The sequence below is a fragment of the Exiguobacterium sp. s145 genome, from assembly GCF_018618835.1.
Taxonomy (GTDB): Bacteria; Bacillota; Bacilli; order Exiguobacteriales; family Exiguobacteriaceae; genus Exiguobacterium_A; species Exiguobacterium_A artemiae.
Window position 1 is genome coordinate 14,875 of sequence record NZ_JACSMV010000009.1, and the last position, 14,104, is coordinate 28,978.

Genomic DNA, 14,104 nt, shown 5'->3' on the forward strand with positions numbered 1-14,104 from the left:
CCTTGATAGATGCGTGCTGTATTCAGTGGAGATGCCACTATGAACCACTCCCATTCTCTAACTTTAAAATAGGTTCCGTTACCGTAAAAAATGCGCTAAACTAAAAAAAGACGCCCTACATATAGAAAGAACATTTTAATCCTCACTCTATATATAGACGTTTCAGGCATTTTTAAACCTATTTATCTACAAGATATAGGTTATCACTGAATGACTAAAAAATAACCCCTTGCATTGAAAATCAGGTCAAACAAATTTGAAAAGGCGGATTACCGCCTTTTGAGATATATTGAGATAAGGAGTTTTATTGATTATGAGTTCAGAAGAACTTTTAAAAAAATATGATCCATTTCACCTAGGAGAAGGAAATTATCCGACGGAAATGTCTGCTATACTAAGCTTACTGACGGTTCATGATCAAATAAGCCCGCTTGCGGAAGCAATCGGGATCGTTTTTGAAGAATCTTTTGATGAAAGACCGGATCAGCAGGAATTGATTTTACTCGCAACGAACTTACTTTTATGTGAAGATTCGTGTGAACTTTGAAAGGAGACTGATTATGCAAGTTGATTACACGCCTAACCCGAACTCAGTAAAAATCACCCTCGACGGAGACCGCTTCGGTGCCAAGAGCACCAGCGTCAAAAAAGGGGATACACCGGAAGACGCTTTGCTCGCATCACTCATCACGATTGACGGCATCGATAATCTATTTGCATACGGTGATTTCGTCACCGTCACAAAAGAAGCTGACGCTGAATGGAATGACTTACTTCCGACAATCGAAGAAAAAATGTAAATATCTCACAAGGACACCTGAATTTCAAGGGTGTCTTTGTTCTAAGGAGACGACTTAAATGCCGATGGTCTCAGTCATCATCCCCACATATAACCGGTTGCGTGAGTTGCGCGAAGCACTGACCGCACTGACCAAACAAATCTATCAGGATTTTGAAGTCATCATCTTGAACAATAATGGAGAGCCGATGACTTCCGTCGTTGCCGATTTTCAGGACAAGCTGACGATTACGGCAATTGATTTGCCGGAAAATCACCATGTCCGGGCACGAAACCACGGTGTCTCGTTAGCAAACGGAAGGTATATTCTTCTCCACGACGATGATGATTTATTGTTACCTTCACATATCGAAGAAGCCGTCGGCGATCTCGAAGTCGGAGCGGACTTAACGTACGTCGATGCGGAACTGTTCACCTACGAATGGCAACAGGATCATCGTGTCGTCAAAACAACGGAACCGTTCGCTTATCCGTATGACCGGGAAGCGATGAAAGAGGATTCGACTTATATCCCGTCCGGTTCACTTTACCGGAAGTCGCTTCACGAAGAGCTTGGTTTATTTGACGAAGACGTCTTCAACTATTGGGACTGGGACTGGATTTTACGTGTCGGGCAGGATCATCTCGTTCTGCACCCGGCCCGGGCGACCGTCCTGTATGCGTTTAATCCTTCGGGTAACCACCAATCGGCGAAGCAGGATGCATCGCGCCGCGTCTATTTCGACCGTCTCGTCGAGAAGCATCATCTTCCGACAACTGATATGAAAAATTTCCACATCGTGCAAGAGGAACGCCGCTCGCGCCTGCGCGAGACACGCCGGACGTTCAATGGTTGCCTGACAGAAAGCGAGTGATGATTATGTATACAGACAAACAACTGGAACTACTTGAATTATTGACACAGAACGGACCGGTCGATCCTGTCCTGGCCGCTCAAATGCTTAATTTGACAGAGGATGAGGTGTTATCCTCACTCGAAACATTTAAACAAGACGGTGTCCTGCTCGGTTATACAGCCGTCATCGACTGGCAAAAAATCCACGCCCACCACGGTGTGACCGCCTTTATCGATGTTAAAGTGACGCCGAAACGGGGACGCGGTTTTGATGAGGTCGCAGAACGGATTCACCGTTTCCCGGAAGTAACGTCACTCTACCTGATGTCGGGAGCCTACGATTTACAAGTCGTCCTCGATGGAAAATCACTGCAGGAAGTCTCACAGTTCGTCTCGGAAAAATTATCGACACTCGATTCCGTGATTTCGACGACAACACACTTCCGTCTGAAAACGTATAAACATGACGGTGTTTTATTCAGCCAGGATGATGAGGACAAACGATTGAAGGTGTCTCCATGAAACATTTATCTGAACGTGTCGAACGGTTGGCGCCCTCCGGCATCCGGCGATTTTTCGATTTGGCCGGTTCGATGGAAGATGTTATCTCGCTTGGTGTCGGTGAACCCGATTTCGTTACGCCTTGGAACGTTCGGGAAGCCAGCTTCGCCGCGCTCGAACAAGGGTATACGGCGTACAGTGCCAATGCCGGATTAGTCGAATTACGCCAAGAGATCAAGTTGTACATGCAAGAAAAATTTTCAATCGATTACCGGGTCTCAGACGAAATCATCGTCACGACCGGTGCGTCGGAAGGACTGGATTTGGCCTTTCGGACCTTGATTAATCCGGGAGATGAAGTCATCGTCGTTGAACCTGCCTTCGTCTCCTATGCTCCGTTGATTGAACTGGCGGGCGGTATTCCGGTCGCGGCAGCCTGTCGCGCAGAGGACGGGTTTACGATTCAGCCGGAAACGATTGAAGCCGTCATGACAGAGCGGACAAAAGCCATCATCTTTTGTTTCCCGTCGAATCCAACCGGTTCCGTCATGACACGCGATCAATTGGCCGATCTTGCGTTACTCGCGAAGAAACATGATCTTTATGTCATCAGCGATGAAATCTACGCCGAACTTTCGTATGAAGACGAGCCGACCTGTTTTGCGACTCTCCCTGACATGCGGGAGCGGACGATTGTCATCAACGGATTCTCTAAAGCCTTTGCAATGACCGGTTGGCGGCTCGGTTTCACCTGTGCCCCTCCCGCGATCAGCCAGGCGATGCTTAAAGTCCATCAGTACGGGATGATGTGTGCCCCGACGCTCGTTCAGTTTGCCGGAATCGAAGCGTTACGCTCGCGTCACAAGACCGTTCCGGATATGGTCCGCAGTTACCGCCAACGCCGGAACTACTTCGTCAAGGCGCTCAACGATGCCGGATTGCCGACGCATTCGCCGGGCGGAGCATTTTATGCCTTCCCGTATATCGGCGGGACGGGTTTGACGAGCGAAGAGTTCGCAGAACAACTGTTACTCGCGGAACGCGTTGCGGTCGTCCCCGGTTCTGTCTTCGGCGCAAGCGGTGAAGGTTATGTCCGGGCTAGTTATGCCAGTTCGATTGAACAGCTCCAGCAGGCGATTCACCGAATCAACCGTTTCATGCAACACTTGAACCAAAAGCAAGTCGAATTATCTAATCCTTCAAGATAATCCACGCAAAAAAACGTCCGTTCCGACTGGAATGGACGTTTTTTGATTTACTCATCGACATGCAGCACAAGGAACATCCGGTGATCATCTTCCGCATGATACGGTGACACCGGCCCCAGTTGCGGTGCGTAGACATCAATCCGGTACGGCGCCTCTTTAAACGACAACGGTGTCTGCTCTTTAACGATCCGGCCGATTTCATCCGCTTGATCTTTGACGCTCCGTAAACTGTCCGTCCGCTCCATCGGAGCTTCGATGACGAATCCGGCAATGTCTTCGATCCGGGCGCAGCGGAGGAACCGGCGGAGCGACGGTAAAGCTGCTTGAATGTGCGCCTCAAGTGCGAGATCACTTTCATAAGCCGGTGCTCCCCAGAGACGTTCCGTATTACCGGTCGCACTCCGGAAATGATCAATCGTCGCTTCCGTCACCGGATCACGTGTTAACGCAAACCGTTTGCGGTCACGATTTAAATTTTTTTCGTTTGTGCGATCGATTTCCTGCAGAAGATTGATTCCGAGTGGACGGGCCAATCGGAACAGTTCACGCTGGAGACGGGCAAGCGACATCCCGATCGGAATGATATCTTCCGTCTGTTTCGGCGGCTTGTCACCTTCATATCCGTTCATGACACGGGCGACCTGCCCTGCTTCATGAACAAGGCGGTAAAAAGAACCTTGCCCCTCGTCTTCCATCGTCTTGAGCTGTTGATGCTGATGTGCCAAATCCGTCACGTATTGATTCGCAAGACAAGTCGAGATCATCAGGACATCCACCAGTTCCGCCTGAAACGCCGACTCATCTCTGGTTTCGAGCGCTTCCCCCACTTCACCGACTTCCTCAATCAAACGGGCTAGTCCAGACAAGGGACGAAAGTATCCGCCAAGCGCCCGAATCGTTTCATCAACCTTTTGCTGAAGAAGAATCATCTCCTGCATCGTCCTGCACCTCCGCCATTCCCTTCACGATCCGGTCTTCCGATTGTTCCTTAAATCGTTTGGCAAACTGTTGATTCTTACGCCATTCCCGGACAGCAAGCCCGCTTGCAACGGCGAGTGAGACGAGTACTCCCATTTCTTTTCGTTTCATCTGAATTCCTCCTTTTGAATGATACGTTCGTCTGACAAACATGATATGATGATGACATTACATACATAGTAAGAGGTGTTGCTTATGTCGACTGAACGTTTATGGCAAATAGCCCGTTTCATTGGCGTCATCCTTGCCATCTTTTTCACCGGTTGGCTGATCGTTCGCTTGTCTTCTTTCATGTACCCGTTCGTCTTTGCTTTTTTACTGGCTTTATTCAGTCGGCCGCTCGTCGACTTTTTTCAAAAGCGGCTTCGAATCAACCGCGGTTGGGGCGCTCTGCTGTCGATCATTTTAATGAGCGGTTTGTTAATCGGCTCACTCGTCCTGATCATCATGCAGTTGATTCGTGGACTTGTATTTGTCGCCAATCAGTTGCCGGCACAAATCCAGGAGCTGAGTCTTTATTTCCAAAAACTCTACAATGAAAAGCTGGCCCCGATTTGGAACGACGCGTCGGAAGCCCTCCGGTCGCTTGAACCGTCACAACAAAACACGGTCCAAAACAGTATCCAGTCACTCGGCAGTTCACTCGCCAGTGCCATCGGTGAAGGCTCGAAAAACGTCGCCGGGATGTTGCAGACAGTTTTAGCCACACTGCCGTCCATCGCGTTGATTTTAGTCATCGTCTTGCTCGCCTGGTTCTTCATTTCCAAAGACTGGCACCGGTATGAGCTACGATTGAAAAAATACGAGATGTTGCCGTGGTTCGCCCGGGCCGAATCGGTCGTCACGAGTCTCCGATCTGCTTTATTCGGTTATATTAAAGCGCAACTGACATTGATTACGATCACCTTTTTCATCGTCCTGATTGGACTGTTGATCATCGGAGTCGAGCATCCGTTTGCCATCGCCTTTATCGCGGCATTTTTTGATATCCTGCCCTATCTTGGAACCGGCTCCGTCTTCTTGCCTTGGATTGCCTATTCCATCATTACGGGAGATACGGGTCTCGCCATCGGTCTCGCTATCCTTTATGCAATCGTCATCTTACAACGCAATATCATGGAACCTAAAATCGTCGGCGATAATATCGGTATCCAACCGATCACCGCTTTGATCGCCTTGTTTGTCGGCATTCAGGTATTCGGTGTCTTCGGATTAATTTTAGGCCCCTTGATTGCGGTCATCATTAAAGCACTGCACAACGCTCAAATCTTTCATTATCTTTGGGACTTTATCAAAGGATCACCTACACCGTTTCGGTGAAGGTGATCTTTTTTGGTAAAGCTGCATATAAGGGAAATCCGGTTATATCAACGGGGCAATCAGCCGGCAAATAAACCGCCGGTAACGTTGCCGCAATCGCAAGCAGACAAGCATCGATCCAATCGTCCGTCGCGACACCACGCACGTTGAGTTCCCAGTAAGCCGGACAAGCATACCGTTGCAACAGTGCAATCCGTTCCGCCACTCCCTCGACCGTCCGTTTACTGTGACGTGCCGGATGACCTGTCAAACGGGCAAAACAGACTTCCGGATGGGATTCGACCCAACCCGGTTGGTAATGGGTCCGGACCTGCTCGATTTTCGGCAACAGGTACCAGGCTTGTTTCGATAAACCGAAACCTGCGTGCTGCTTCGAATAGTCGTTTGCTGTGTGATAGTCCGGTTGTTCAAGTGCAGTGCGTAATGGGGCGTTAAAGACGCTGCTCGTCCGGCCGGGCTTCAATTCTTCCCGTAGTAACCGGTCGACCGCCCGCCGTGTGTTTTCTTCCAGTCCGACCGGCATGTCGATATAGGTCCGGGTCCCGCATTCGATTTCGTCGAGCGATGAAGCGACGGTCCAGGAAAACTGACCGTCTTTAATCGAAACGGCGACCCATCCGGCTTTTGCCGCATCAATTCCGGTGACGTCCATTGGACTTCTCCCGCAGACTCTTGAGCAGCGATAATATCGTAAAGACGCCGAAGAAAGTCGCTGCTGCTAAAGGAATCTGTTCCCGTGAATCCAGGTACCAAACAATACTGATGATCGTTACCAACACGAGGACACTGTTTAGGCGCATCATTTTTCGCGTTCGACGAAATGATAGAGACTGCGGACCATGACACCGGTCGCCCCTTTTGGACCGAGCTCCGTCGCGGCTTTCTGTTCGGACGTCCCCGCGATATCAAGGTGGAGCCATGGTGTGTCGCCCACAAATTCACCAACGAACGCACCACCGAAAATCATATGTCCCATTCGTCCCGGTGAATTGTTTAAGTCGGCGACATCCGAGCGGCGGACTTGCTTGATGAACTGATCGACGTACGGCATCTGCCAGACCATCTCATTCGTCTCTTTTGTTACGGCTTCGAATCGTTCGTACAGACCGGCATCATTCGTCAAGGCGCCGGTAATTTCTGTCCCGAGTGCCACTAACACTCCGCCTGTCAGCGTAGCAAGATCAATGATCATCTTCGGTTTATATTCTTTCGCATAGGTGACAGCGTCTGCGAGGACAAGTCGTCCTTCTGCATCCGTATTCAGAATTTCAATTGTTTTCCCTGCCATCGACGTGATGACATCATCCGGTTTGAAGGCGTCACCGGAAATCATGTTATCCGTCGCCGGAATGACACCGAGGACATTGACGTTCGGTTTTAGGTGACCGAGCGCTTCGAATAATCCGAGGACGGCTGCCGCTCCCCCCATATCCCCTTTCATCCCGACAATCCCGTCTTTTGGTTTAATCGAGTAACCGCCGGTATCGAACGTCACTCCTTTTCCGACGACTGCAATCGGAGCGTCGTCGCCTGCTCCTTTGTATTCAAGGACAATCAGCTTCGGTGGAATTGTTGATCCTTGATTGACCGCAAGCAATGCGCCCATTCCGAGTGCTTCCATGTCGGCTTTTTCAAGAATCTTCAACTCATGCCCGTGACGCTCGGCAATAAAGCGGGCTTCATCTGCCAAAGCCGGTGCCGTCAATAAGTTTCCGGGCATCGTGACAAGGCGACGCGCGAGATTCGTCGCTTGTGCGAGTGCCGCTCCACGTTCGACCGCCTGTTCGCCGGCGTCTGACCAGATTGTTACATCCAGATCATATGTCGCACGGGTGTTGGTTTTGTAATGTTTGACTTCATATGTAGATAAGCCAAACGTCTCGGCAATCAGTTCGACCGGTTGATCCGGGAAGGTCGTCGCGTCAATCGTTACTTTGGACAGCTGGCGTGCCTTCAGGAACTGAGCCGCTTTTCCGAATAACCGGCGCAGACCGTCCGTCGTAAGTCCTTCCGCCTTGCCAAGACCGACGAACAACACTCGTTCCACCGTTCCCGTCAGTGTCGGCAGCAAACGGAGTTCTCCTTGTTTCGTTGAGATATCCCCGCGGCGTACCCATTCATCCAAACGATCCGGATATAGTGACCGGATCCGTTCCTCAACCGGCTGGTTTCCTGAAATACCGACAACGAGTACTTCGACATGAGCTTGTGGATCTACTTGATTCCATCGCATATTCAAATCCCCCTTTAGTGATAGGTATAAGTATGAAGCGTTTGATCTGATTTTCCAACTGATAGCCTTCGAGACGAATGAAACCGCTCTCAAAAAAGACGTTCTTTAATTTGTCGATTTGGAACGTTTCAAACAATTGTTGCCCGTTTCACAATATGATAGGATTAAACAGGTGAAAAGGAAAGGCACTTCTATTTAACGGTCATTTGGCAACGACAGAAATGTCTACGTTTTCATTCAAAGGGAGAGTCCGCAAGCGATCCGTTAAGAGAGATGCGTTTATGGGTATCTATAGATAGCAAAGAAATGACGTCGCTGCGGCGAAAAAACTTACTGAAAAGAGGGTAATGCACATGGCACAGCACATCAAAGGAATTGGCGCTTCTGCAGGGATTGCGATTGCAAAGGCATTCGTAATGGAAACACCTGTCTTTGACATTCCGACGCATAAAATCGAGGACTCGGCAGCAGAAAAGGAACGTTTCCAAGCCGCCATCGTTAAGTCGAAGGGTGAACTTGAAATCATCCGCGAAAACACATTAAAAGAACTCGGTGCAGACAAAGCGGAAATCTTCTCAGCTCACTTGTTGATCCTGGAAGACCCGGAAATCGTCAGCCAAGTCAACGCAAAAATTGACGATGAAAAAACCAATGCAGCACAAGCACTTGATGAAGTGTCACAGATGATGGTCATGATTTTTGAATCGATGGATAACGAATACATGCGCGAGCGTGCAGCCGATGTCCGTGACGTTACAAAACGGACAATGGCCCACTTGCTCGGTATCACATTCGTTACACCGGCTCAAATCAATGAAGAAGTCATCATCATTGCCGAAGATTTAACACCTTCAGATACAGCACAACTCAACCGGAAGTATGCAAAAGGATTTGCTACGAACATCGGTGGACGGACTTCGCACTCGGCGATCATGTCCCGTTCTCTTGAAATCCCGGCTGTCGTCGGAACAAAAGTCGTCTTGACGGAAGTCAAACACGGTGATTTCTTGATCCTTGACGGAACAGAGGGTGACGTCATCGTCAATCCTTCAAGCGAACAAATCGCAGAATACGAAGAAAAACGTTCAGCGTACATCGCGCAAAAAGAAGAGTGGAAAAAACTCAAAAACGAAAAAACAGTCACTGCTGACGGACATCATGTCGAGCTTGCAGCAAACATCGGAACACCAAACGATGTTAAAGGTGTCCTTGAGAACGGCGCGGAAGCAGTCGGACTCTACCGGACAGAGTTCCTTTACATGGATGCGGAAACGTTCCCGACGGAAGACGAGCAGTTCACAGCATACAAAACGGTTCTCGAATCGATGGGCGATAAAAAAGTTGTCATCCGGACACTTGATATCGGCGGCGACAAAGAGTTGTCTTACCTCGATCTCCCGCATGAGATGAACCCGTTCCTCGGATACCGCGCGATTCGTCTTTGCCTCGATCAAACGGATCTCTTCCGGACGCAACTCCGTGCCCTTCTCCGGGCGAGCGCGTATGGAAAACTTGCTGTCATGTTCCCAATGATCGCGACACTCGAAGAATTCCGTGCAGCAAAAGCACTTCTTCTCGAAGAAAAAGCAAACCTTCAAGCAGAAGGTGTGACAGTTTCAGAAGACGTTGAAGTCGGTATGATGGTCGAGATTCCTTCAACAGCTGTCATGGCGAAACAATTCGCAAAAGAAGTCGACTTCTTCTCAGTCGGAACAAACGACTTGATTCAATACACGATGGCGGCTGACCGGATGAATGAGAAAGTTTCATACCTCTATCAACCGTTTAACCCGGCTATCTTGAATCTCTTGAACAACGTCATCACAGAAGCACACAAAGCAGGCAAATGGGTCGGCATGTGTGGTGAGATGGCAGGAGAAGAACTCGCACTTCCAATCCTTCTCGGACTCGGACTCGACGAATTCTCAATGTCTGCTTCTTCAGTCCTTCGCGCACGTAGCTTGATGACTCGCTTGAACAAAGCAGAGTGTGAAGCGATCGTCGAAGAAGTACTCGATATGGATACAGCGGAAGATGTCGTTAACTTCCTCAGCACGACGTTCGATATCAAAAAATAATCTTTTCTGACACGTCCCGTTTTCGGGGCGTGTTTTTTTGTCGTGTTAACAAAGTACTCTCTTTTCCTTATACTTTGTGCGGGAACTCGGATTAGCCTACGTCGAAATCATCCCTCCCTGCACTCGCTTTCCTCAGGCGAGACACAAGCCAGTTTCCCTGCCCAGTGTGGGCAGAAAAGCGGGTCTTGTTTGTCTCTGACAGCGCAGTTTGCACGTGCGCTTTTTCCTGTAGGAGTCTCATGCATCGAATGATTTCAAACAACAAAAAAAGGAAAGCGGATTCGACACCCCCTTTCCTTTTTTGTTGATGCTTGACTAAACAGATTTACCTACATATTATGCTTGCTTTGTTTTCGGTCGTTCGCCTTGTCCTTCTTTTAACGTCGGGCGTTCATTGCCCATCAGGCAGACAAAGACGACACCGAGTACGGCTGGAATCAATGCCCACAGATAGACCGACGAAATCGATTCGGCAAGTGACGATTTGATTGCATTTGCTACTTCCGGCGGCATTTTCGAAAGGGCTGAAGCCGTCGGGAATTGTCCGCCGTCCGGTGCGTTTCCACCCGGTAACTGTTCACTGATCGTCGATGAGAAGGTCCGCGATTGGACAATTCCAAGGACCGTTACACCGAGCGTCATGCCGATCGTCCGGAACGTCGATCCCATTGATGTGGCTGCACCCCGTCGTTGCATCTCAATCCCGTTGATACTTGCCAGGTTGAGTAACGAGAAGCTGAAGCCGACACCAAATCCTAAAATGATCATATAGATTGTGATGGCGGTGCGCGATGTTTCAAGCGACATCGTACTTAAGAGATACACTCCTAACAAGAAGAAGACCGCTGAGACAAGCATGACATTCCGGAATCCGTATTTATTCGGTAATCGTCCGCCGAGCTGGGCAGAGACAACGGATGCAATCAGCATCGGCATCAAGATCAGACCCGAGTTGGTCGCACTGCCCCCGAAGACACCTTGGACAAAAATCGGAATGAAGACACTGGCAGAGATGAAGACAAAACCGTAAAAGAAGGCTACGCCTTGTGTCGCGGCAAACAGTTGCCGTCTAAATAAACTGAACGTGATGACCGGATCCGCTGCCCGGCGTTCGATGAACCCGAAGACGATGAAGGCAACAAGCGCCCCGCCAAATAAACCGAGAATTTGCGGTGAGTTCCACGCATAATCTTTTCCGCCCATTTCAAGGGCCAGCAAGAACAAAACAAGTCCTGCCACCAACGTCACAGCACCGGCATAATCGATTCTTTGTGTCCGGTGAATCGGTGACTCCTTGTAAAACAGAGAAACAAGGGCAAGCGCCAATAATCCAAGGGGAATATTGATGTAAAAGACCCAACGCCAGTTGATGGCATCTGTTAAGACGGCACCCAGCAACGGACCAAAAATACTTGAAATTCCGAAGACGGCCCCGAACAAACCACTGACTTTCCCACGTTTTTCAGGCGGGAAAATATCAAAGATGATGGTAAAGGCAATCGGCATTAACGCTCCGCCACCCAAACCTTGAATCGCACGATACACGGAAAGTTCAACAATCGAGTCTGCCATTCCACACAGGATACTCCCTGTGATGAACAGCAACATGCCGAATAAGAAGAATCGCTTCCGCCCGTACATATCACTTAACTTACCAAAGATCGGCATCCCCGCTACAGTCGCAATCATGTAGGCCGATGTGACCCACGCATATTGGTCGAAGCCGTTTAATTCGCTGACAATCGTCGGCATCGCTGTCGCAACAATCGTATTATCCATTGCTGCCACTAAAATCCCGATCAGTAATCCTAACACGACATAACGTGTTTTTGTCGAAGTCGTAGCCATCGACTCACCTCTTCCTTATCAAAAAATAGCTAATCTTCATAATAGCTTATTCATTGTATCATCATATGTGCAAAATCTCATCGTTGAATGTTCACGGAATACAAAAAAACACGATTCCAAAATCGGAGTCGTGTTCAGCATCCACTTCTTATTTAATGTCATACGAAATCTTTTCACCCGCTTCAACGGTTTTACCAACATCCACGGAGACTTTCCGGTCGCCGCTGTTCGTGACGATGATTGGTGTGAGCAATGATGGGACAAGTGGTCGGATTTGTTCCAGATCGACGTTCAATAACGGTGAACCTGGTTCGACCCGGTCGCCGGCTTTCGCGAGCGCTTCAAATCCTTTTCCTTCGAGCGATACTGTATCAATACCGATATGAATCAAAATTTCATCCCCGTTATCGGCCAAAATACCAATCGCATGTTTGGTCGGGAAGAAGGTCGTAATTTCACCGGAAACAGGTGACACGACATATCCTTCCGTCGGTTCGATGGCATAACCGTCACCCATCATCCGTCCGGAGAAGACTTGATCCGGTACATCATCGAGAGAACGAATCACACCGCTGAGTGGCGAGACGTATCCTTCGCTCGGGACATAGGCACCATCTGTTCCGGCTAATCCGGATCGGTCATCTGTCCGGTTTTCCGTCCGTGCTTCCGCGCCTGTCGGAACCTGCGGAATCGGATCGGCTTCCGGTTTGGCTGGTGGTTGGTAATTCGGATCGTTCATGATTTCTGCCATCTCAGTCTTGATACCGTCCGACTTCGGACCGAAGATAGCCTGAACGTTGTCCCCGACTTCGAGGACACCGGCAGCACCCAACTGTTTCAAGCGCTCTTTATTGACACCGGATTTATCATTGACGGTAATCCGGAGCCGTGTGATACAGGCATCTAAATGTTTGATATTGGAAGGTCCGCCAAATGCCTGGAGAATTTCATATGGCAATTCACCAGCTGTCGCACCGGCTGTCGCTGCCCCTTCCTGAATCGCTTCACGTCCAGGAATCTTCAGATCAAATTTCTGGATGACGAAACGGAAGCCGAAGTAATAAATGACCGCGAAGACAAGACCGACCGGAATGACGAGCCACCAGGAGGTTCGGTTTGGTAAAATACCGAACAACGTATAGTCAATCAATCCTCCGGAGAAGGTCATCCCGATCTTGACGTTTAAGATGTCCATGATCATGAATGACAATCCGGCAAACACAGCGTGAACTGCAAACAATAACGGGGCAACGAATACGAATGAAAACTCGACAGGTTCAGTAATCCCTGTCAGGAAAGAAGTCAGGGCAGCCGAGAAGTATAACCCTTCAACCGCTTTCCGGCGATCCTTCGCAACTGTATGATACATCGCAAGACACGCAGCAGGAAGTCCAAACATCATGAACGGGTATTTCCCGGTCATATACGTTCCGGCTGTAAATGGAACACCATCTTTTAACTGGGCGAAGAAGATCCGCTGATCCCCGTTAACGAGATTACCGGCTTTATCGGTATATTCACCGAACTGGAACCAAAAACTTGAATACCAAATATGGTGGAGACCAAACGGAATGAGAGAACGTTCGACTAATCCAAAGATGAAGGCAGATAACGTTTCGTTTGATTCGATGATGGTTTTCGAGAACGTGTTGATTCCCGTCCCGATTGGTGGCCAAATATAAGACAGGGCAAAACCAGCGACTAAACTGAATAGCGCTGTAGCAATCGGTACAAATCGTTTACCGGCAAAGAATCCAAGGAAATCCGGAAGTTTAATCTTAAAGAATTTATTATAGCTGTACGCCGCAATCAACCCGGCGATAATCCCTCCGAACACCCCCATTTGCAGGGTCGGAATTCCTAAAACGGTCGCATACGATAAATCACTCGATTTTTGTGCTTCTGTAATCTTTTCAGGCGTAATCTGTAAAAATGAACTGATAACTTTGTTCATGATCAGGAATCCGACGATTGCGGCCAATCCTGCGACCCCTTCACCGTTCGCAAGACCAATCGCAACCCCGACGGCAAACAGTAATCCTAAGTTGGCAAAGATGATATCCCCTGCATCCTGCATGACCCGCCAAATGACGACCAGTGCGTCATTTTCGAGAAACGGAAGATACTGCGTCAGATTCGGGTTTTGAAACGCCGTACCAAACGCCAGGAGCAACCCCGCTGCCGGTAGGATTGCGACCGGTAACATCAAAGCTTTACCGATCCGTTGCAATACACCGAACACATTTTTCCACATCAGTGATTTCCCTCCTTTTTTTGACCAAACTACTTACTTCATACCCTTAA

At 49.0% G+C, this 14,104-nt stretch carries 14 protein-coding genes; 7 read left to right on the forward strand and 7 right to left on the reverse strand.

The features are described 5' to 3' along the window. Positions 1 to 313: 313 nt before the first annotated feature. The 5 genes from KNQ07_RS08725 to KNQ07_RS08745 are packed head-to-tail and all read left to right on the forward strand — an operon-like array spanning position 314 to position 3,343. On the forward strand, positions 314 to 547 hold the full coding sequence (locus tag KNQ07_RS08725) for a DUF1871 family protein (RefSeq protein ID WP_214766124.1): 234 nt from the start codon (positions 314 to 316) through the stop codon (positions 545 to 547). A 13-nt stretch (positions 548 to 560) separates the two neighbouring features. After that, on the forward strand, positions 561 to 800 hold the full coding sequence (locus KNQ07_RS08730) for a NifU N-terminal domain-containing protein (protein ID WP_026827667.1): 240 nt from the start codon (positions 561 to 563) through the stop codon (positions 798 to 800). 58 nt (positions 801 to 858) lie between these two features. After that, the gene (locus KNQ07_RS08735; RefSeq protein WP_214766126.1) at positions 859 to 1,653 is read left to right on the forward strand and encodes a glycosyltransferase family 2 protein; all 795 of its coding nucleotides are present in this window, start codon (positions 859 to 861) and stop codon (positions 1,651 to 1,653) included. After that, complete coding sequence (locus KNQ07_RS08740; protein WP_214766128.1) at positions 1,653 to 2,156, forward strand: Lrp/AsnC family transcriptional regulator; 504 nt, start codon at positions 1,653 to 1,655, stop codon at positions 2,154 to 2,156. The genes KNQ07_RS08735 and KNQ07_RS08740 overlap by 1 nt, the downstream gene beginning before the upstream one ends. Further along, entirely contained in the window at positions 2,153 to 3,343 is a 1,191-nt protein-coding gene (locus KNQ07_RS08745; RefSeq protein ID WP_214766130.1) for an aminotransferase, read from the forward strand. Before KNQ07_RS08740 ends, KNQ07_RS08745 begins: the two co-directional genes overlap by 4 nt. Positions 3,344 to 3,390: 47 nt before the next feature. Here the strand turns inward: KNQ07_RS08745 and KNQ07_RS08750 are convergent, their stop codons facing one another. Then, positions 3,391 to 4,281 (reverse strand): MazG nucleotide pyrophosphohydrolase domain-containing protein, encoded by an 891-nt coding sequence (locus KNQ07_RS08750; protein WP_251139511.1) that lies wholly within the window; start codon positions 4,279 to 4,281, stop codon positions 3,391 to 3,393. Further along, a complete protein-coding gene (locus KNQ07_RS08755; RefSeq protein WP_214766132.1) occupies positions 4,247 to 4,432 on the reverse strand; it encodes a hypothetical protein in 186 nt (61 codons plus the stop codon). The genes KNQ07_RS08750 and KNQ07_RS08755 overlap by 35 nt, the downstream gene beginning before the upstream one ends. A gap of 84 nt (positions 4,433 to 4,516) precedes the next feature. On the opposite strand from KNQ07_RS08755, the gene ytvI reads away from it, so the two are divergent. Continuing rightward, positions 4,517 to 5,641: a sporulation integral membrane protein YtvI gene (ytvI, locus tag KNQ07_RS08760; protein WP_214766134.1), complete on the forward strand. Its 1,125-nt coding sequence runs from the start codon at positions 4,517 to 4,519 to the stop codon at positions 5,639 to 5,641. On the opposite strand, the gene KNQ07_RS08765 is transcribed toward ytvI, so the two are convergent. From KNQ07_RS08765 to KNQ07_RS08775, 3 genes are read right to left on the reverse strand one after another with little or no spacing between them, the layout of a single operon-like run. Beyond that, positions 5,625 to 6,293: a DUF429 domain-containing protein gene (locus KNQ07_RS08765; protein WP_214766136.1), complete on the reverse strand. Its 669-nt coding sequence runs from the start codon at positions 6,291 to 6,293 to the stop codon at positions 5,625 to 5,627. The genes ytvI and KNQ07_RS08765 overlap by 17 nt on opposite strands. Beyond that, entirely contained in the window at positions 6,274 to 6,444 is a 171-nt protein-coding gene (locus KNQ07_RS08770) for a hypothetical protein (RefSeq protein ID WP_214766138.1), read from the reverse strand. Before KNQ07_RS08770 ends, KNQ07_RS08765 begins: the two co-directional genes overlap by 20 nt. After that, positions 6,441 to 7,874, reverse strand: a complete 1,434-nt coding sequence (locus KNQ07_RS08775; protein WP_012371173.1) for a leucyl aminopeptidase — start codon at positions 7,872 to 7,874, stop codon at positions 6,441 to 6,443. The genes KNQ07_RS08770 and KNQ07_RS08775 overlap by 4 nt, the downstream gene beginning before the upstream one ends. Positions 7,875 to 8,227: 353 nt before the next feature. On the opposite strand from KNQ07_RS08775, the gene ptsP reads away from it, so the two are divergent. Further along, positions 8,228 to 9,952: a phosphoenolpyruvate--protein phosphotransferase gene (gene ptsP, locus KNQ07_RS08780; protein WP_214766140.1), complete on the forward strand. Its 1,725-nt coding sequence runs from the start codon at positions 8,228 to 8,230 to the stop codon at positions 9,950 to 9,952. Positions 9,953 to 10,288: 336 nt separating this feature from the next. Here the strand turns inward: ptsP and KNQ07_RS08785 are convergent, their stop codons facing one another. Together KNQ07_RS08785 and ptsG are read right to left on the reverse strand one after the other, a co-directional pair. After that, on the reverse strand, positions 10,289 to 11,800 hold the full coding sequence (locus KNQ07_RS08785; protein WP_214766141.1) for an MDR family MFS transporter: 1,512 nt from the start codon (positions 11,798 to 11,800) through the stop codon (positions 10,289 to 10,291). A 148-nt stretch (positions 11,801 to 11,948) separates the two neighbouring features. After that, entirely contained in the window at positions 11,949 to 14,054 is a 2,106-nt protein-coding gene (ptsG, locus tag KNQ07_RS08790; RefSeq protein ID WP_214766143.1) for a glucose-specific PTS transporter subunit IIBC, read from the reverse strand. Between the last annotated feature and the right edge of the window lie 50 nt (positions 14,055 to 14,104).